Here is a 19,092-nt window from a genome sequence, read left to right as displayed (position 1 = left end):
CTCGGCCGATACGGTTGCCGCATGCCCGACTACCTGGACGACCTCCGCCTGGCCCACGTCCTCGCGGACGCCGCCGACGCGACGACCATGGACCGCTTCAAGGCCCTCGACCTCAAGGTCGAGACCAAGCCGGACATGACTCCGGTCAGCGAGGCGGACAAGGCCGCCGAGGAGTTGCTGCGCGGCCACCTCCAGCGGGCCCGCCCGCGGGACGCGGTGCTCGGCGAGGAGTACGGCGTGGAGGGCACCGGTCCCCGCCGCTGGGTGATCGACCCGATCGACGGCACCAAGAACTACGTCCGCGGCGTCCCGGTCTGGGCCACGCTGATCTCCCTGATGGAGGCGGGCGAGGGGGGTTACCAGCCCGTCGTCGGCGTCGTCTCCGCACCCGCCCTGGGCCGCCGCTGGTGGGCGGTGAAGGACCACGGCGCCTTCACGGGACGCAGCCTGACCTCGGCCTCCCGGCTGCACGTCTCCAAGGTGGCCGGGCTCTCCGACGCCTCCTTCGCGTACTCCTCGCTCAGCGGCTGGGAGGAGCAGGGCCGCCTCGACGGCTTCCTGGACCTGACCCGCAAGGTGTGGCGCACGCGCGCGTACGGCGACTTCTGGCCGTACATGATGGTCGCGGAGGGGGCGGTCGACCTGTGCGCGGAGCCGGAGCTGTCCCTGTGGGACATGGCCGCCCCCGCGATCGTCGTCACCGAGGCCGGCGGCACCTTCACCGGCCTCGACGGCCGCCCGGGGCCGCACAGCGGCAACGCGGCGGCGTCCAACGGGCTGCTCCACGACGAGCTGCTGCGCCACCTGGAGGGCCGGCGCTGACCCAGGGGCGGAAGCAGGAGCCCGGGCCGCGCCCTTGTTTGCCCTCGCTTTACCTGCCACTCTGAGGTTCCCCCATGTGAACTTGTGAATCCATGAACTGCCTCATGGGTTCACGGGAGTGGCTCACCAGGAGGTGGCTCCGCCCATGCTCGTCCGCGACGCCATGAGCACGGTCGTCCTCACCATCGGCCCCGACCACACGCTGCGCCAGGCCGCCGCCCTGATGGCCGCCCGGCGCGTGGGCGCGGCCGTCGTCCACGATCCCGACGCCGAGGGCATCGGCATCCTCACCGAGCGCGACACCCTCGTCTCCGTCGGCCGGGGCCAGGACCCGGACGCCGAGCGCACCCACGCCCACACCACCGGCGACGTCGTGTTCGCCGCGCCGTCCTGGACGCTGGAGGAGGCGGCGCGGGCGATGACGCGCGGCGGCTTCCGCCACCTCATCGTCCTGGACCGCGGCGAGCCGGCCGGCATCGTCTCGGTCCGCGACATCATCCGCTGCTGGACACCGGCCCGCGTACCCGCCTGAACAGACGGAACGGGCCGGAACCCCCGCAGGGGTCCCGGCCCGTCGCTACGACAAGCGGTCCAGTGCTGTCAGCCGCGCAGGGCCTGGACCGCGGCCTCCAGCCGCTTGCCGAAGTCCCCGTCCGCCTGACGGAAGTTGTTGATCGCGCGCTCGGCGATGTCGTCGCGCGTGACCCCGGAGATGGCGTTCGCCAGGTTCTTGACCAGGCGCTCCTTCTCGTCCTCCGACATCAGGCGGTACAGGTTGCCCGCCTGGACGAAGTCGTTGTCCTCGGCGTGCACCGGGGTCACGGTCTCGCCGGTGACACCGGTGACCTGCACGCCCTGCCACAGCGCGCGGTCCGTCTGGAACGGGCCGCCGAAGCTGTTCGGCTCGTAGTTCTTCGCGCCCTTGTGGCGGCCGTCGTACAGGTAGCCGTCACGGGAGTGGGTGCGCGCCTCGGTGGCGTGCGGACGGTTCACCGGCAGGTGGTCGGCGTTGATGCCGACGCGGTAGCGGTGGGCGTCGCCGTAGGCGAAGAGGCGGCCCTGGAGCATCTTGTCCGGGGACGGGCCGATGCCGGGCACGAAGTGCGCCGGGGAGAAGATCGACTGCTCGACCTCGGCGAAGATGTTCTCCGGGTTGCGGTTGAGCTCCATCTTGCCGAACCAGACGATCGGGTAGTCCGCGTGCGGCCACACCTTGGTCAGGTCGAACGGGTTGAAGCGGTAGGTCGCCGCCTCGGCTACCGGCATGATCTGCACGCCGACGGTCCAGGACGGGAAGTCACCGCGCTCGATCGCCTCGCGCAGGTCGCGCTGGTGCGAGTCGGGGTCCTTGCCCGCGAGGACCTCGGCCTCCTCGGCGGTCAGGTTCTTGATGCCCTGGTCCGTCTTGAAGTGGTACTTGACCCAGAAGGCCTCGCCGGCCTCGTTGTTCCACTGGTAGGTGTGCGAACCGAAGCCGTCCATGTGGCGGTACGAGGCGGGGATGCCGCGGTCGCCGAACAGCCAGGTCACCTGGTGGGTGCTCTCCGGGCTCAGGCCCCAGAAGTCGAAGACGTTGTCCGCCTCCTGCGAGCCCGTGTACGGGTCGCGCTTCTGGGTGTGGATGAAGTCGGGGAACTTGATCGCGTCCCGGATGAAGAAGACCGGGGTGTTGTTGCCGACGAGGTCGTAGTTGCCCTCTTCGGTGTAGAACTTCACCGCGAAGCCGCGCGGGTCGCGCACCGCGTCCGCCGCACCCAGGTTGCCGGCCACGGTGGAGAAGCGGAGGAAGACCTCCGTCTCCTTGCCGACCTCGGAGAGGAAGGCGGCACGGGTGTACTTGGTGACATCCGCGGTCACCTTGAAGGTGCCGTAGGCGCCGGCGCCACGGGCGTGGACGACGCGCTCCGGGATGCGCTCGCGGTTGAAGTGGGCCAGCTTCTCCAGAAGGAGCTGGTCCTGGACGAGCACCGGGCCACCGACACCGGCCGTCTCGCTGTTCTGGTTGTCGGCGACCGGAGCGCCGGCCTCCGTAGTAAGCGGTCCCTGAGTCACGTGGGCCTCCTGCGCCATTTCTTGCTGTTCCTGTCCCTTGGCCGAAGCCGCTGTCGATCCTACAATGGACAATGTCTAAGTCAAGTAAGACTCCAAAGTCACACTGGTTCGGGATCTTGTCCCCCTGGCTGTTAGGCTGGTTCACATGAGTGACCTACTGGAACGGCTGCGCGGACGCGGATGGCGTATGACCGCCCAGCGACGCGTGGTGGCCGAGGTCCTGGACGGCGAGCACGTCCACCTGACGGCCGACGAGGTGCACGCCCGCGCCGTCACGAAACTCCCGGAGATCTCCAGAGCCACCGTGTACAACACCCTCGGTGAGCTGGTCACGCTCGGCGAGGTACTGGAAGTCGCGACGGACAAGCGCGCCAAGCGCTACGACCCGAACGCCCACCAGCCCCACCACCACCTGGTCTGTGCCCAGTGCGGCGCGATCCGCGACGTCCACCCGTCGGGCAACCCGCTGGCCGACCTCCCCGACTCGGAGCGCTTCGGCTTCACGGTGTCGGACGTCGAGGTGACCTACCGCGGCATCTGCCCGAACTGCGCGGCAGCCTGACCGTCCGCCTTCCCCCGGCGCCTGTTCGGTGCCGGGGTTTTCACGTCCGTACGCCCGGCCCGGGAAACGCGTCGAGGGCCGGAACCCTTTCGGATTCCGACCCTCGACGATCAGTAGCGGGGACAGGATTTGAACCTGCGACCTCTGGGTTATGAGCCCAGCGAGCTACCGAGCTGCTCCACCCCGCGGCGATGAATGCAACATTACGTCAAGGTCGCGGAAGGAAGCAAATCGGGTGGCGTGGACGCGGACGGCGCACACGCCCGCGCCTCACGCTTCACCACGCGCCACGCCGCACACCCCACGCCCCATCCCCTTCACCGCGCCACGCCGCACACCCCACGCCCCATCCCCTTCACCGCGCCACGCCACAGACCCCAAGTCCCATCCCCACTCCTACGCCCCACCCCTCACGCACACCGCAGGCCCCCGGCCTCACGCCGACAGTTCCTCCCGCAGCGCGTCCCGCAGCCGTGCCGCCCGCTGGGCGACCTCCCGGGGGCCCAGGGTGACCGCGCGGTCGGCCCAGCGCTGGCCCTCGGAGAGTTCCCCGCGGCGGGCGTAGACCAGGGCGAGACGCAGCGCCGCCCGGCCGTGGCCCGCGTCGGCCGCCCGGGTCCACCACAGGGCCGCCTCCGGCTCGCTGCCCTCACGGGCCAGCAGCAGCCCGAGGTTGAAGGCGCCGTTGCGGGAGCCCGCCTCGGCCGCCGCCCGGTACCAGCGGGCGGCCTCCACGACGTCGCCGCGCGCCGCGGCCAGCATCCCGACCCGGACCTGGGCCCGGCGGTGGCCCTGGCCGGCCGCCCGCTCGTACCACTCCTCGCACTCGGTCTTCTCGTGCGCCGGCTCGCCCAGCTCGTGCGCGGGCTCCGGCGGCCGACGGGCGTCGAGCAGCGTGGCCAGCCGGTACGCGGCCTCCGCGCTGCCGCCCCCGGCCGCGCACCGCAGGTGCCGCTCGGCCTCCTGCTCGTCCCCGTCCCGCAGCCGGGCCATCCCGACCTGGAGCGCGGCCTCGGCGTGCCCGGCGGAGGCGGCCCGCTCGTACCAGCGCAGCGCCTCCTCGCCCGCTCCGCGGCCGGCGTACAGGATGCCGAGGTTGAAGGCGGCGTCGACGCTGCCGGCTTCGGCGGCCTTGGAGAACCAGGGCTCGGCCCCGGTCCGGTCGCCGCCCTGGAGCAGCAGGATCGCCAGCGCGTTGGCTGCCTCCCGGTGTCCGGCGTAGGCCGCGCGCCGGTACCACTGCTCGGCCTGCTGGGTGCGGCCCTGCTCGGCGCAGAGCAGGCCGAGGTTGTACGCGCCGTTGTCGTCGCCCGCGTCCAGCGCCGCCCGGTACCAGCGCTCGGCGGTCTGCGGCTCGCCCCGCTCGGCGTGCAGCGCGCCCAGCGCGTTGGCCGCGTTGCCGTCACCCTCCTGGGCGGCCCGCAGCCACCACACGGCGGCGCTCTCGGTGTCCCCGGCGTCGCGCAGCAGGAAGCCCAGCGCGCAGGCGGCGCGCGCCTCACCGTCCTTGGCGGAGGTCAGGTACCAGCGCCCGGCCTCCTTCAGCTCACCACGCCGCTCCAGGATCGCGCCGAGGTGCAGCGCGGCCCGCCGGTGTCCGCGGGCCGCCGCCTGCCGGTACCACTGCTCGGCCCCCTCGGCCGCCCGCGCCGCGTCCTCGCCCCCGGACTCCTCGGCGCTCCGCCGGTCCAGTGTCCGGGCCAGCCGGTACGCGGCCTCCCGGTGGCCCCGCTCGGCGGCCACCCGCATCCAGCGCTCGGTCGCGGTGTCGCCGCGGTGCTCCAGCAGGTCGGCGAGTGCGTAGGCGCCGAGGACGTGCCCCTGTTCGGCGGACTGGCGCAGCCAGTACTCGGCGGCGGGCTCGTCGCCGCGCTCGCGGAAGTGGCGGCCCAGCGCGTGCGCCGCCGCGGCGGAGCCGGCGACGGCGGCGATCCGCCACCACCCGGCGGCCTCGTCGGCGTACCCGCGCTGGTGCAGCAGGACGCCCAGGTTGTTGGCGGCGGCGCGGTCACCGGCCGCGGTGGCGGCCCGCAGGTGCGGCTCGGCCCCGTCGAGATCGCCGCGGCGCAGCAGCATGGACCCCAGAACGCTCATCGCTTCGACATCGCCGGCCTCGGCGGCGAACCGCCGGCGCACTTCTTCGGCCGCCTCGTCGGCGGCCTCAACGGTCTCGTCCCGGACCCCGTCAGGGCCGGAAGACTGCACAAATCGCCCCGTCTCGAACAGAGTTGCCATGTCCCCCATAACGTCCATCGTCGCACCACCTGCAACCTGCGTACACCCGGTATACCGCAGTCAGTGAGGTCACTTCAGCGTTTTGTCGACATGCCCACAGAGAGACAAGTCAAACACAGATCGCTCAACTCCCGCCGCAGACACGGCCGTCACCGGGCCCGCTGCCCGCGCCCGCCCGTGTCGATCCGTGTCCGCACATGGCGAAGGCCCGGATCCCTGATGGGATCCGGGCCTTCGCCGTCAGTAGCGGGGACAGGATTTGAACCTGCGACCTCTGGGTTATGAGCCCAGCGAGCTACCGAGCTGCTCCACCCCGCGCCGTTGTGTTCTCAACCTATCACGGCGCGGGAGGGAGCCCGACCAGCGGCCGGTCAGCCGCTGTCCGCGGAAGCGGTGTCGCTCGCGCGGGGGGACGGACCGGTCTTGTCGTCGTCCCCGTTCTTACCGCCACCGCCGCTGCCGCTCCTGTCGGCCTCGGCCTGGGCGTCCTCGGCCCGGGTCAGCGCTTCCTCCAGGTCCTTCTGGGCCTCGCCGTACGCCGTCCAGTCGTTCTCCTTCAGGGCCTTCTGGCCGGCCTCGAAGGCTTCCTGGGCGTCGTTCAGCGCCTCCTGGACCGTGGGGTCGCTCGACGTCGGCGGCGGATCGGTGCTGTCGTCGTCGCCCTCGTCCGGCGGCTCGGCCGTCGCGCCTCCCTCACCGAAGACCTTGTCGAGCGCCTCCTCCAGGGTGTCCTCGAAGGCGGTCTGGCCGCCGTAGGTCACCAGCACCTTGCGCAGCAGCGGGTACTTGAGGCCGCCGCCGCGTACGTAGACCGGCTCCACGTAGAGCAGGCCGCCGTCCAGCGGCACCGTCAGCAGGTTGCCGTACTCCACTTCCGAGTCGCCGCCTCTGAGCAGCCTGATGGACTCGGCGATGTCCTGTTCGGAGTTGAACTGGCTCTGCACCTGTTTGGGGCCGTCGACGGTCGTGCTCGTCGGCAGTTTCAGGATTCTGATCTTGCCGTAGCCGCTGGTGCCGGCCTCGGCGTCGACCGCCATGAAGGCGCTGAGGTTGTCCCGCCCGTTGGGCGTGAACGTCGTCGTCAGCGAGAACGCCTGCTGGTCCTGGTCGGGCATCTTCATGCTCAGGTAGTACGGCGGCACCGCGTCGCCCGACTTGTTGGTCGGGTCCTCCGGCACCTGCCACACCTCGCTGCCGCTGAGGAACGTCTCCGCGTCGTCGACGTGGTAGCGGCTGAGCAGCTCGCGCTGGACCTTGAACAGGTCCTGCGGGTAGCGCAGATGGGCCATCAGGGCGTCGGAGATCTCCGCCTTGGGCTGCACCGTGTCCGGGAACGCCTTCATCCAGGTCTTCAGGACCGGGTCCTGGGTGTCCCACTGGTAGAGCTTGACGTCGCCGGTGTACGCGTCGACGGTCGCCTTCACCGAGTTGCGGATGTAGTTGACCTGGTTCTGCTGGGCGACCACCGCGCGGTTGTCGTTGGTCGCGGTCAGCGAGTCGGCCGTGGTGTCGCCGAGCGTGGTGCGGGAGGCGTACGGATAGCCGTTGGTGGTCGTGTAGGCGTCCACGATCCACTGGATACGGCCGTCCACCACCGCCGGGTAGGCGTCGCCGTCGATGGTCAGCCAGGGTGCGACGGCCTCGACGCGGTCCTTGGGCGTGCGGTTGTACAGGATGCGCGAACCGTCGCCGATCGCCCCCGAGTACAGGATCTGCGGCTCGCTGAACGCCACCGCGTACGCGGCCCGGTTCACCGGGTTGGAGAGGTTGACCCCGCCGTCGCCCTTGTAGCTGGTGGTCTTCTCGCCGCTGTCGTCGGAGTAGTCGATCTCCTTCTGGGGACCGCCGACGATGGAGTACGTGTCGGTCTTCTCGCCGTAGTAGATCCGCTGTTCGTACGTGCCGAGGTCGCCCTTGGACGGCAGGTTGGACTCGGTGAACACCGGGCGGCCCTCGGAGTCGACCTCGGTGCCCTTGGCGGCGACCACGCCGAAGCCGTGGGTGTAGCGGAAGTGGTTGTTGATCCAGTTCTGCTTGTCCACGCCGGCGAGGTTCAGCTCGCGCAGGCCGATCACCGTGTCCTGGTCGGCGCCGTCCTCGGTGCTGTAGCGGTCGACGTCCAGGTTGGTCGGGAAGGCGTAGTACTTCCGCATCTGCTGGAGCTGCTGGAACGTCGGCGAGACGATGTTCGGGTCCATGATCCGGATGCTGGCGGCGTCGGAGACGTCGTCGCGCAGCTGGGTCAGGTCCTCGGTGTCGCTCTTGCCGTCGTACTCGGTGACCTGGGTGCCGTCGATGCCGTAGGCGTCGCGGGTCGCCTTGAGGTTCTTCTCGACGTACGGCGCCTCCTTGGCCTGCTCGTTCGGCTGGACCTGGAACTTCTGCACGATCGCCGGGTAGAGACCGCCGATCAGAATCGCGGAGAGCACCATCAGGCCGAAGCCGATGACGGGGAGCTGCCAGGTGCGCCGCCAGAGGGTGGCGAAGAACAGCAGGGCGCAGATGACGGCGATGCAGAACAGGATCGTCTTGGCCGGCAGGTAGGCGTTGGCGTCGACGTACCTGAGGCCCGTCCAGTTGTCCGTGGCCTTGAAGTCACTGGACTTCACCGCCAGCCCGTACCGGTCCAGCCAGTACGCCACCGCCTTGAACGTGACGAAGACGCCGATCAGCACGGAGAGGTGGCCGGTGGCCGCTCCCGTGGCGCGGGCGCCGGGGCTGGTGACGCGCAGCCCGCCGTACAGGTAGTGGGTGAGCGCGGCGGCGATCACGGAGATGATCACGGCGGCGAAGCCGAAGCCGAGCAGGAACCGGTACCAGGGCAGGTCGAAGGCGTAGAAGGCGACGTCCAGCTTGAACTGGGGGTCCTTCTGGCCGAACGGCACGCCGTTGACCCACATCAGCCAGGTGCGCCACTGGCCGGCCGCCGAGGCGCCGGCGATCAGGCCCACCAGGGCGGTGATGCCGAACAGCAGCCACTTCTTGTAGGGCGCGATGCCCATCCGGTAGCGGTCGAGGTTCTGCTGCTCCATCGACATGGCGCTCAGCGGCGGGCGCATGCGGTGGGCGAGCCAGATGTTGAACCCGACGGCGAGCGCCATCAGCAGGCCGAAGACGAAGAACAGTCCGATCTTCGTCCACAGGGTGGTGGTGAACACCGACGAGTAGTCGACCGACCGGTACCACAGCCAGTCCGTCCAGAAGCCCGCGAACATGGTGAACGCCATGGCCAGTACGGCCAGGACGCCCAGCGTCAGCAGCAGGGTCCGGACACGCCGGGAGGGGCGTCCCACTCTCATCCGTGGCCCTGTCGGGCCTCCTCCGCCGCGGTCCGGCATCTGGAAAGCCAAGGTGAGCACCTCGAAGTTCGCTTTGTAGGTCCGTCAGGCCCTCGGGTTCGCGGGCCCCTCGTGCGCCCCCGTGCCCGTGGGCCCACACTTATGCAACTTACTCATCGTTTACTCGGTTCCCGATTCCGGCCCCGAACGAGGCAGGATTGTGACCATGTCCAACACCCCCATGGCGGCCAGCCCGCTGACCCGGTCCGTACTCGAGATCGACGAGTACGTCGCCGGTCTCGGCTGGGACCAGCCCGCCCGCCTCTTCGCACTCGTAGACACCGCACGGCTCCAGGCCGAACAGCCCTCGCTCGCGGACCGGCTCGGTCTCGGGGACGAGGGCGAGTCGGCCGGCCTCACCCCGATCGAGCAGGACGAAGTACCAACGGACCGGCCGCTGGACGAGTTCCTGGGCACCATCGCCTGGCCGGACGCGGTGGCCGGCTGCGCGCTCTCGGTGGAGCGGCTGATGCTGCCGCCGTCCGCGGAGGCGCAGGTGCCCGACGGCCTGGGCGAGGCCGAGCTGACCAAGTGGGTGGCGGACCACCCGGACCGGCAGGAGGTCCGGATGACGGTGGCCGTGCTGCGCGACGGGGCCCGCGAGTCGGCCCTCAGGCTGCGCGAGAAGGACACGCCGACGGAGGTGCTCACCGGGTCCGACCTGGTGCCGGGGCTGGCCGAGGCGCTGGCGGCGACCTTCGCCGAGTAGGCGCTATCCGGCGGTGCAGGAGGGCAGGGCGTCCGTGTCCCCCGAGCGGATGTCCTTCAGCGCTTCCAGGGCGTCGTCGATGGTCTTCACCTTGACCAGGGTGAGCCCGTCGGGGGTGTCCTCGGCCGCGGCGGCGCAGTTGTCGGCGGGCGTCAGGAAGTACCGGGCGCCCTTGTCGCGGGCGCCGACGGTCTTCATCTCGATGCCGCCGATCGGGCCGACCGTGCCGTCGTCGTCGATGGTGCCGGTGCCCGCGACGAACTCGCCGCCGGTGAGGTCGCCGGGCGTCAGCTTGTCGTAGATGCCGAGCGCGAACATCAGGCCGGCGCTGGGGCCGCCGACGTCCGCCAGCTTGATGTCGATGCTGAACGGGAAGGTGTGGTCGGTCCCCGCGGAGATGCCGACGATGGCGCGCTTCTCGCCGGTGTCGTCGGAGGCGGTGGTGGTGATGGTGACCTTCTCGGTGGCCGTCGCCGTCCGGTTCTCCTTCTCGGCGGCGGCCTGCTCCTTGGCGGGCACCACCGTGAAGACGACGTCCTCACCGGGCTTGTGCTCGGTCACCAGCTCGGCGACGTCGGCGGGCTCCTTCACCGCCGTACCGTCGACCGACTTGATCACATCACCGGCGTGCAGCCTGCCCTCGGCCGGGGAGTCCTTGACGACGGTGGAGACCACCACCCAGGACCGCACCGGGATGTCCAGCTCCTTCAGCGCCGCGACCTTGGCGCTCTCCTGGGACTGGCTGAACTCCTCGGCGTTCTCCTGGGTGGACTCCTCCTCGGTCTTGCCGTCCGGGTAGAGCGTGTCGTGCGGCACGACCTTGTTGTCGTGGGCGAGCCAGCCGTAGACGGCCTCGACGAGGTTCATCCTGTAGTCGGCGCTGGTGACGCGGACGGTCGTCATGTTGAGGTGCCCGCTCGCCTCGTACGTCTTGCGCCCGGAGATCTGCAGCACCGGCTCGCCGTCGTGGTCACCCAGCGTGTTCACCGTCGGCCCCGGGGACATCTCCGAGTACGGCACGGGGATGAACACCCCCGCGCACAGGAGTGCGATCAGCATCAGGGTCGAGGCGAGCATCGTCGCGGTGCGGCGTGGCATGGAACGACAGTACGGGACGGTCCTGTCAGCGCATCGTCAGGAGTTCCCTAGGGGCGGGAGTGCTGCTTTTCCATGGCCTCACGGAAGCGCGCGTACCCGTCCAGCTCAGGGCCGTCACCGCGGATCTTGCGGGTCCGGTTGGCCCAACTGCCCCACAGGCCCGCGACGATCGCGGCCACCAGCGGAATGAGCAACCAGGCGAGCGCAGCCATGCCGACCTCCCGACCCCATGTACGCGACTGACTGATCAGCAGATTAACCATCCGCAGTGTCAACGGTCGTGCCGGGGGTGCGGTTACGCAACCGGACGGGCCCCCGGGAGCCTCGGCGGACGGCTGAGCAGGCTCAGCAGGCGCCCACCCATTCCTCCGTGCCGTCCGCGAACGTCTGGTGCTTCCAGATGGGCACCTCGTGCTTGAGGTCGTCGATGAGCTTGCGGCACGCGTCGAACGCCTCGCCCCGGTGCGGGCAGGAGACGGCCACGACGACGGCGAGGTCACCGACCTGGAGGTCGCCCACGCGGTGCACGGCGGCCAGGGCGCGCACCGGGTACTCGGCGACGACCTTCTCGGCGATCCGCCGCATCTCGGCCTCGGCGCTGGGGTGGCAGGAGTAGCCGAGCCGGTCGACGTCCGCTCCCCCGTCGTGGTCGCGCACGGTGCCCACGAACAGGGCGGTCCCGCCGGCCGAGGTGTCCCCGACGGCGCGGAAGACCTCGTCCACGGAGAGCGGGGTGTCCCGGATCGCGATCAGCTTCACGGGGTCCGGCGCGGCCTGCTCACCGGGGTGATCGCCGGGGTGATCGTTCATGGGTGCCATGGGTCCATCGTGCCGCACGGAGCGGGCGGCACGGAACCGTCCTGCCGGCCGGTACGCGCGCGTGGCGGCCCGCAGGGGGGCTTCCAGGCTCTACGGGGGCCGAAGAGAGCCGAGGAGGGTACGGGAGCCGACGAAGGCTGAGGGAGCCGACGAGGGCTTACGGCGGTCAGATCCGCCGCCGGGCCTTGCGGGCCCGGCGTACCACCGCCGCGGCGCCCAGCAGCGCCACCGTCGCGCCCGCGGCGCCCGCCGCCGTGGCGTCCTTGCGGCCGAGCCGCCGGCCGGCGACGGTGTGCCGGCCGGACACCTCGTCCAGCAGCTCGGCGAGGACCTCCTCGTTCGTGTACTTCGGCCGCCATCCCGCGTCGTGCAGCCGGCTCCCGCTCACCACCCACGGGTACATCGTGTAGGCGAGGTCCCCGGCCGGGGAGGGGGTGAGCCCGATGCGGTGCAGCCGGGCCGCCGCGCCCAGGGCGACCGCGGAGGGCAGCTCCATGCGCCGGATGCCGCTCAGCTCCTCGACCTCCTCCTGCTCCAGCCAGCCGTCGCAGCCGACGGCCAGCTCGCCGTCGACCTTCTCCAGGGCGGCGTACTCCAGCGCCCCGCACAGGTCGTCGACGTGGCAGAACTGCCAGGCGGGCCGCGACCCGGCCACCACGAGCAGCCGAGGCGACTCGAAGTACCTGGTCAGCGCGGTGTCGGTGCCGCCGACCAGGACGGCGGGGCGGACCACGGTGACGTTCAGGCCGGGGTGCGCGCGGGGTGCGCGGCGGGCGAGGCGCTCGATCTCCAGCAGGTCGCCGACGCCGGTGGCCTCGGCGGTGGCACGCAGCTCGGCGTCCTCCGACAGCGGCAGCTCGTTGTCCGGCAGCGCGCCGTAGACCATCGCGGACGTGCACAGCACCACCCGGTGCACACCGGCCGCCGCGGCGGCGGTCAGGACGGTCTGTGTCCCCCGTACGTTGTAGGCCGTCCGGGCGGCGGCGTCGGTCTCCAGGTCGAGGTCGAGCGCGAGGTGCACCACGACGTCCGCGCCGCGCAGCTTGTCGGCGATGGCCGGGTCCCGCACGTCCAGGACGTGCCAGTGCGCCTCGGCGCACTCACCGCGCCGCTCGTCGATGGCCACGACCCGCTTGACCTCGTCGGACGCGGCGAGCCGCGCGGTGAGCAGCGCGCCGGTCCCGGACGCGGCGCCGGTCACCGCGACGACGGGCCCCCGCGCCACGGGGCCGGCGGGACTGGTTGACTGGTTTCGCGCTGCGCGAACCTGCGGATCTGGGGAACTCACCGGGCGTCTCCAGCGGTTGTCTTCAGTACGAACGCGTGTGACGCGTACGTACCAGGTGGCATCCATCCTGCCGCAGGCCGTCAGTCGGCGAAGCACCGAGGCCTGATCCGCCCCGGGTGTCTACGCTGGGTGGTGAATGTCGGGCAGCCGTGCCGCCGGAGAGAACCGGCGGCCCTACCAGCCGAGGAACCCCGTGAGTGACACCCCATTCGGATTCGGCCTTCCGCCGGAGGAGCCGGACGACGGCGACGAGGGCAAGAAGAAGGACCAGCAGAGCGGTGGTGGTCAGGGACCGGCCAACCCGTTCGGTTTCGGCGGCCTGCCCGGGGCCGGAGGCCTTGGCGGCCCCGGCGCGGACAATCCGTTCGCGGCCATGTTCGGTTCCATGAACCCCACCGACCTGGGCGCCGCCTTCCAGCAGCTCGGCCAGATGCTCTCCTACGAGGGCGGCCCGGTGAACTGGGACATGGCCAAGCAGATCGCCCGCCAGACGGTCGCCCAGGGCGCTCCGGACGGCACCAAGGACGCGAGCGTCGGTCCCGCCGAGCGCAGTGCCGTCCAGGAGGCCGTGCGGCTGGCGGACCTGTGGCTCGACGACGCCACCGCCCTGCCCTCGGGCGCGGGCACCGCGGTGGCCTGGAGCCGCGCGGAGTGGGTCGAGGCGACCCTGCCCGCCTGGAAGGAGCTGGTCGACCCGGTCGCCGAGCGCGTCGGCAACGCCATGGGCGACGTCCTGCCGGAGGAGATGCAGGCCATGGCCGGCCCGCTGATCGGCATGATGCGCTCCATGGGCGGCGCCATGTTCGGCACGCAGATCGGACAGGCCGTCGGTGTGCTCGCCGGAGAGGTCGTCGGCTCGTCCGACATCGGCCTGCCGCTGGGCCCGGCCGGCAAGGCCGCCCTGCTGCCGGCCAACGTCGAGCGGTTCGGCAAGGACCTGGGCGTGCCCCAGGAGGAGGTGCGGCTGTACATCGCCCTGCGCGAGGCCGCCCACCAGCGACTCTTCGCCCACGTCCCGTGGCTGCGCTCGCACCTGTTCGGCGCGGTGGACGGCTACGCGCGCGGCATCAAGGTCGACACGGCGAAGCTGGAGGACGTGGTCGGCCAGTTCGACCCGCAGAACCCGGAGCAGTTGCAGGAGGCTCTCCAGCAGGGCATGTTCCAGCCGGAGGACACCCCGGAGCAGAAGGCGGCCCTGGCCCGTCTGGAGACGGCTCTGGCGCTCGTCGAGGGCTGGGTGGACGCGGTGGTGCACGCCGCCGCCAAACCGCGGCTGTCGTCCGCCGACGCGCTGCGCGAGACGCTGCGCCGCCGCCGTGCCTCCGGTGGCCCGGCGGAGCAGACCTTCGCCACGCTGATCGGCCTGGAGCTGCGCCCCCGCCGGCTGCGGGACGCCTCCCGGCTGTGGGCGTCGCTGACGGACGCGCGCGGTGTCGACGGCCGGGACGGCCTGTGGGCCCACCCGGACATGCTGCCGACCGCCACCGACCTGGACGACCCGGACGGCTTCGTCCACCGCGAGCAGCTGGACTTCTCCGAGCTGGACAAGATGCTCGGCGAGGCCGCCGACAAGCCGGACCTGAAGAAGCGGGACCAGCGGGACGAGGGCGACGGAGCGGAGTGAGCCTTCACGACGACGCGGTCCTCGTGCTCAAGGGGTACGAGGGCCAGGACGAGGCCCAGGACGAGCTGCGCGGGCGGTATCTGGACCATCTGGCGGCCCACCCGGACGGCCTGTGGAAGTCCTGCGCGGACGGGCACATCACGGCGAGCGCCCTGGTGGTCGACCCGTCGCGGGGCCGGGTCCTGCTGACCCTGCACCGCAAGCTGCGCATGTGGCTGCAGATGGGCGGCCACTGCGAGCCCGCAGATGCCACGCTCGCCGCGTCCGCGCTGCGCGAGGGCACCGAGGAGTCCGGGATCACCGGTCTCGGCCTGCTGCCCGGCGGCCCGGTGCGGCTGGACCGCCACCACACGCCGTGCGCCTGGCACCTGGACGTCCAGTACGCGGCCCTGGCCCCGCCGGACGCGGTCGAGGCGATCAGCGACGAGTCCCTGGACCTGCGCTGGTTCGGCTACGACGAGGTCGCGGAGGTGGCCGACGAGTCGGTCGTCCGGCTGGTGGCGGCCACCAGGGCGAGGCTCTGAGGGCTCCCGGTGCCCTGAGTGGCTCGAGTGCTATGAGCACTCCGAGTGCTCTGCACGGCGTACAGGTGATCTGCACGGCGTACAGGTAAGGGGCGAGCACACTTGGTGATCGCCCCTTACGCCTGCGCCCCGGGGGTCAGCTCCAGACGTTGCCCTGGTTCTGACCGCGCGCCCCCTGCTGGCCCACGCCGTACTGCGCGCCCAGGCCCGACCCGATCGCCGCGTTCTGCGGCGGCAGCAGCTCACTGGGCTGGACGAGGGCGAAGCCGTTGCCCATGAAGCTCAGCTCCCAGCCCTCGCCGGTGTTGCCGCGGCGCCGGAACACCCCCGAGGAGTGCGTCTGGGCCTGCATCTGCACCCGCAGCCCCGTGGACCAGGCCACGATCGCGTCGGCGTCGCAGTTGACGTACGTGTCGGGCGTCACCCGCATCAGCAGCGGGGCGCCGGAGGTCATCAGCGCGACCCGGCCGCGCCCGGTGATGTTGAGCTGGTACTTCCCCGAGCCGGAGATGCCGTAGAGGCTGTCCACGGCGATGACCTCGTGGTGCAGGGAGGAGTCCATCGCCAGCACGTAGGCGCTGTCGACGGTGAGCCCCTCCTGCTCGACGTCCATCACGTGGATGCGCTGGGCGAGGTTGGCGAAGTAGACCGTGCCCTGCCCGTGGCAGCGCATCAGGTCCAGGCCCTCGCCGGTGTGCGCACGCGCGCGTGCCTGGCCGCGGCTCTGGAACTCGGCGTCGAACTCGACGAGCCCCTGGTAGGCGACCATCGTGCCCTTGCGGGCGAGGATGTCGTCGTGTCCTTCCAGGGCGACACGGAGCATCTGCGGGTTCTGCAGGCTCCAGCGTTCCTGGGTCTGCTGGTCGTTGTAGGTGAAAAGCGGGCTCTGCATGGTGTTTCTGCTCCCCCTCAGCCCCGGACCCGGAGGCGGTCGGTGCTGTCCTCACTGGGCTGGACGACGACGATGCCCTGACCGGAGAAGGCCATCTGGTAGGCCTCGCCGCTGCCGCGGCCGATCAGCGACCCCGCCTTGAAGCTGCGCTTGCCCTTCACCTTCAGGTTCGGCGACCAGGCGACGAGCGCGTCCGGGTCGACGTAGGTCTCGTCCTCCCCGCCGCCGCAGTCGACGACGATCGGCTTGCCCCGCGAGGTGAGCGCCACCCAGCCCTGTCCGGAGATCCTGGTGTTCCACAGCCCCTGGCCAGCGAACTTCGCCAGCCCCTTGACCCGCTCCACGCCCCAGGTGAGATGGGCGTCGAAGGCCAGCAGGTTGGTGGCGTTGACGGAGATCCCCTCACCGTCGAGGTTGATGACGACGACGTCCGCGCCGTAGTCGGCGAGGTAGAGCAGGCCGTCGCCGGAGCACTTCATCAGGGGCGCACCCTCGCCGGTCATCCAGTCCTTGGCGATCTGGCGGACCGCGGGCGGGTTGGGCTCGTACTGCACGAAGCCCTCGTAGGCGACCATCGAGCCCACGCGCGCGAAGAGGTCGTTACCGGTCTGCACGGCGACCTTCAGCATGTGGTCGCCGTGGTTCTCCATACGGGCGGTGACCGGGGCGGGGGCGTAGCCCGCGAGCGGCTGGTCCATGTCGGGCTCTCCCTCAGATCTCGTACGGCTGGACGACGATGAAGTTGCCGGGCGCTCCCCGGAACTGGAGGTTCACGCTCTCGCCGGTGTCGCCGGGATAGCTGTTGCGCCGCATCCGCACCTGGCTGGAGACGATGACCTGGGCGGCGGCCGACCAGGCGACGACCGCGTTGCAGTCGGCGAACGTGGTGGGCGTGACCGGCAGGACCACGGGCGTGCCGTGCGTCTTGACGACGATCGTGCCGGTGCCCTGGAACTGCATCGTGAACAGCGCGCCGCCCGGAATGCCGTGGCCCTCGACGCGGCGGATCTCGTACTGCAGGCCCTCGTCGAACGCCAGGACGTTCTCGGCGGAGACGCAGACCGCGTCGCCCTGGAGTTCGATGGGGTGCAGCATCGTGGACTGGTCGGCGAAGAAGACCTGCCCCTTGCCGGTACAGCGCATCAGCTGCATCTCCTGGCCGGTGGCGTTGCCGACGATGCGGCCGGTGAATCCGGCGCCCTTGTAGCTGAAGTCGACCTTGCCCTGGTAGAGCACCATGCTGCCCTGCCGGGCCAGCACGGGCTGCTCGCCGAGGCCGAGGTCGACGCGGACGAGCTTCTCGTTCTGCTGCGTCCAGCGCTGACCGGTGGGGGTCTCCCGGAACTTCTGCAGCGCGGCGGCCACACCGGCGGGCTGGGGCGGGGTCCGGGGGACGCCCTGGGGCGGCACACCCGGGGGCGGCTGCGTGCCGCCGCCCTGCGGCGGTACGGCTTGGGGGGCGGCGCCCGGAGCGCCGTAGGGAGCGGACTGCTGGCCGTACCCGGGCGGCGGAAGCGGGGCCTGCGGGGCCTGCGGGGCCTGCGGGGCCTGCGGGGCCTGCGGGGCCTGCGGGGCCTGCGGCTGGGTGTAGCCCGGGGGCAGCGGGGCGGTCTGGTCCGGTCGGCCGTACGGCGGGGCCGGGGCGGGCGCCGCGAGGGTGGGCTCGGGAACCGGGGGCGGCGTCGGTGCGGACGGAGGCGCGAAGTGCTGCGCGGCAGGAGCCGACGCGACGGGAGCCGACGCGACGGGAGCCGGCTCGGCGGGGGCCCCGAACGCCGGGGGCTCCGGAGCCGGGGCGGGCGCGGCAGGCGGGGCGAACCCTGGAACGGCACCGGCACCGGCACCGGCACCGGCGGCCGGCTGCTGCGGCTCGGGCGTCTCCTCCTCGGCCACCTCGCCGCCGAAGTTCCGCAGCAGCGCGTCCAGACCGCCGTCGAAGCCCTGCCCGACGGCCGCGAACCGCCACACGTCCTTCAAGTAGAAGTCGCCGAGCATCACGGCCCGCTCGGTGGAGAACTCCGAGCCGTCGAACGGGTAGCGGGCCACCTCCTCGCCGCCCGCGACGATCCGGATGTATCCGGGACCGATCTGCGACATCTGCCCGGCGCCGTCGAGTGTCGCCGTGAAGGACAGCTTCTGGATCCGCGGCGGGATCCGGTCCAGCGTGACCCGGAAGGACTCCGTGTCGCCCGCCTGCGCGCCCAGGAGCTGAATGGCCTCCTCGGGGGACTTCGGCTGGTTGAAGAACACGAAGTACCGGTCGTCCGAGAGCCGTTCGTCGGCGTCCAGCCCGAAGCAACTGATGTCGAAGGTCAGCCCGGGCCCGGAGATCTGCACACCTACGTACAGATCCGTGCCCGCGGTGAGATCACTGATCCTGGCCTTGTGGCCGCGTTGGAATTCCCTGGCCATGCGTACGACCGTCCCCCATCCCGAATACAAGTGCGTCGCGCCAGGCTAACGGCAAAGCCTGACACCGCCCGAAGCCGGTACGGACCTGGTACGAACGCCGGAGGGTCTCAGCGACCGCGCGCGCCGGGCACGTGCGGGAGCCGGTCGGCGGCAACCACCCCTTCGAGGTACCCCCGGGCCCGCTCGGTGCGGGGGTACGCCTCCAGCAGGCGCCAGAAGCGGGGGCCGTGTCCGGGGACGAGCAGGTGCGCCAGCTCGTGGAGGAGGACGTAGTCGACGACGTACTCGGGCATGCCCTGGAGGCGGTGCGAGAGACGGATGCTGCCCTCCGCCGGGGTGCACGAGCCCCAGCGCGTGTTCTGGTTGGTGACCCAGCGGACCGAACTGGGACGCGCGCGTGACTCGAAGTACTGGGCGGACAGCCGCTGGGCGCGCTCCGCCAGCTCCGTGTCGCCGAGGACGCGCTTGCTCTCCTGGGCCGCCAGTTTGTCGAGCATGACGTTGACCCAGCGCTGCTCCTCCGCCTCGGACATCCGGGCGGGGATCAGCACGACGGTGCGGTCGCCCTCGCGGTACGCGGAGACCGTCCTGCGGCGACGGCTGCTTCTGCGGACCTCGATCGCGCGCGCTCCGGAGCCGCTGGGCGGCGGAGTCGTCGGCGGGCTGTGTGGCGTTCCGGCGCGGTGCAGTGGGTCGGCGGAGGACACGCCCCGACGT

Annotated in this window: 17 protein-coding genes and 2 tRNA genes; 6 read left to right on the top strand and 13 right to left on the bottom strand. The window is 71.2% G+C overall.

What is annotated here, in order from left to right; all coding sequences use genetic code 11:
- The first annotated feature begins 21 nt into the window (after positions 1-21).
- The gene (gene hisN / locus ACZ3IG_RS12245; protein WP_467431305.1) at positions 22-822 is read left to right on the top strand and encodes a histidinol-phosphatase; all 801 of its coding nucleotides are present in this window, start codon (positions 22-24) and stop codon (positions 820-822) included.
- A 145-nt stretch (positions 823-967) separates the two neighbouring features.
- The gene (locus ACZ3IG_RS12240; protein ID WP_467431304.1) at positions 968-1,354 is read left to right on the top strand and encodes a CBS domain-containing protein; all 387 of its coding nucleotides are present in this window, start codon (positions 968-970) and stop codon (positions 1,352-1,354) included.
- A gap of 68 nt (positions 1,355-1,422) precedes the next feature.
- Here ACZ3IG_RS12240 and ACZ3IG_RS12235 read toward each other — a convergent pair whose 3' ends face one another.
- A complete protein-coding gene (locus ACZ3IG_RS12235; RefSeq protein ID WP_467431302.1) occupies positions 1,423-2,874 on the bottom strand; it encodes a catalase in 1,452 nt (483 codons plus the stop codon).
- 145 nt (positions 2,875-3,019) lie between these two features.
- On the opposite strand from ACZ3IG_RS12235, the gene ACZ3IG_RS12230 reads away from it, so the two are divergent.
- Entirely contained in the window at positions 3,020-3,436 is a 417-nt protein-coding gene (locus tag ACZ3IG_RS12230; protein ID WP_467431301.1) for a Fur family transcriptional regulator, read from the top strand.
- Positions 3,437-3,550: 114 nt separating this feature from the next.
- Here the strand turns inward: ACZ3IG_RS12230 and ACZ3IG_RS12225 are convergent.
- The 4 genes from ACZ3IG_RS12225 to ACZ3IG_RS12210 all read right to left on the bottom strand — a co-directional run bounded on the left by ACZ3IG_RS12225 (position 3,551) and on the right by ACZ3IG_RS12210 (position 9,009).
- Positions 3,551-3,624, bottom strand: a tRNA-Met gene (locus ACZ3IG_RS12225).
- A 247-nt stretch (positions 3,625-3,871) separates the two neighbouring features.
- Positions 3,872-5,689, bottom strand: coding sequence for a tetratricopeptide repeat protein (locus ACZ3IG_RS12220; protein ID WP_467431299.1), 1,818 nt, complete (start codon positions 5,687-5,689; stop codon positions 3,872-3,874).
- A gap of 226 nt (positions 5,690-5,915) precedes the next feature.
- Positions 5,916-5,989: transfer RNA gene (locus tag ACZ3IG_RS12215), tRNA-Met, on the bottom strand.
- A gap of 53 nt (positions 5,990-6,042) precedes the next feature.
- Complete coding sequence (locus ACZ3IG_RS12210) at positions 6,043-9,009, bottom strand: UPF0182 family membrane protein (protein WP_467431669.1); 2,967 nt, start codon at positions 9,007-9,009, stop codon at positions 6,043-6,045.
- 166 nt (positions 9,010-9,175) lie between these two features.
- Between ACZ3IG_RS12210 and ACZ3IG_RS12205 the strand changes: the two genes are divergently transcribed.
- Positions 9,176-9,718, top strand: coding sequence for a PPA1309 family protein (locus ACZ3IG_RS12205; protein ID WP_467431297.1), 543 nt, complete (start codon positions 9,176-9,178; stop codon positions 9,716-9,718).
- Between the two features lie 3 nt (positions 9,719-9,721).
- On the opposite strand, the gene ACZ3IG_RS12200 is transcribed toward ACZ3IG_RS12205, so the two are convergent.
- The 4 genes from ACZ3IG_RS12200 to ACZ3IG_RS12185 all read right to left on the bottom strand — a co-directional run bounded on the left by ACZ3IG_RS12200 (position 9,722) and on the right by ACZ3IG_RS12185 (position 12,923).
- On the bottom strand, positions 9,722-10,816 hold the full coding sequence (locus tag ACZ3IG_RS12200; RefSeq protein ID WP_467431295.1) for a YlbL family protein: 1,095 nt from the start codon (positions 10,814-10,816) through the stop codon (positions 9,722-9,724).
- 47 nt (positions 10,817-10,863) lie between these two features.
- Positions 10,864-11,028 (bottom strand): hypothetical protein, encoded by a 165-nt coding sequence (locus ACZ3IG_RS12195; RefSeq protein ID WP_467431293.1) that lies wholly within the window; start codon positions 11,026-11,028, stop codon positions 10,864-10,866.
- Between the two features lie 133 nt (positions 11,029-11,161).
- Positions 11,162-11,635 carry a molybdenum cofactor biosynthesis protein MoaE gene (locus ACZ3IG_RS12190; RefSeq protein ID WP_467431290.1) on the bottom strand — a complete coding sequence of 158 codons (474 nt, stop codon included), beginning with the start codon at positions 11,633-11,635 and terminating at the stop codon, positions 11,162-11,164.
- 166 nt (positions 11,636-11,801) lie between these two features.
- Positions 11,802-12,923, bottom strand: a complete 1,122-nt coding sequence (locus ACZ3IG_RS12185; RefSeq protein WP_215168201.1) for an SDR family oxidoreductase — start codon at positions 12,921-12,923, stop codon at positions 11,802-11,804.
- A gap of 193 nt (positions 12,924-13,116) precedes the next feature.
- Between ACZ3IG_RS12185 and ACZ3IG_RS12180 the strand changes: the two genes are divergently transcribed.
- Both ACZ3IG_RS12180 and ACZ3IG_RS12175 read left to right on the top strand, forming a co-directional pair.
- Positions 13,117-14,547, top strand: a complete 1,431-nt coding sequence (locus ACZ3IG_RS12180; protein ID WP_467431288.1) for a zinc-dependent metalloprotease — start codon at positions 13,117-13,119, stop codon at positions 14,545-14,547.
- Positions 14,544-15,071: an NUDIX hydrolase gene (locus tag ACZ3IG_RS12175; RefSeq protein WP_467431287.1), complete on the top strand. Its 528-nt coding sequence runs from the start codon at positions 14,544-14,546 to the stop codon at positions 15,069-15,071. Before ACZ3IG_RS12180 ends, ACZ3IG_RS12175 begins: the two co-directional genes overlap by 4 nt.
- Positions 15,072-15,207: 136 nt before the next feature.
- Here ACZ3IG_RS12175 and ACZ3IG_RS12170 read toward each other — a convergent pair whose 3' ends face one another.
- The 4 genes from ACZ3IG_RS12170 to ACZ3IG_RS12155 form a co-directional block, all read right to left on the bottom strand.
- Positions 15,208-15,963: an AIM24 family protein gene (locus tag ACZ3IG_RS12170; protein ID WP_467431286.1), complete on the bottom strand. Its 756-nt coding sequence runs from the start codon at positions 15,961-15,963 to the stop codon at positions 15,208-15,210.
- 17 nt (positions 15,964-15,980) lie between these two features.
- On the bottom strand, positions 15,981-16,661 hold the full coding sequence (locus tag ACZ3IG_RS12165; protein ID WP_215168197.1) for an AIM24 family protein: 681 nt from the start codon (positions 16,659-16,661) through the stop codon (positions 15,981-15,983).
- Positions 16,662-16,674: 13 nt separating this feature from the next.
- Positions 16,675-18,375, bottom strand: coding sequence for a TerD family protein (locus ACZ3IG_RS12160; protein ID WP_467431283.1), 1,701 nt, complete (start codon positions 18,373-18,375; stop codon positions 16,675-16,677).
- Between the two features lie 107 nt (positions 18,376-18,482).
- Complete coding sequence (locus ACZ3IG_RS12155) at positions 18,483-19,082, bottom strand: M48 metallopeptidase family protein (RefSeq protein WP_467431282.1); 600 nt, start codon at positions 19,080-19,082, stop codon at positions 18,483-18,485.
- Positions 19,083-19,092: the final 10 nt, after the last annotated feature.

It is taken from the genome of Streptomyces sp. NPDC016677 (genome assembly GCF_055562815.1).
This window is presented reverse-complemented; position numbering and strand designations above follow the sequence as displayed.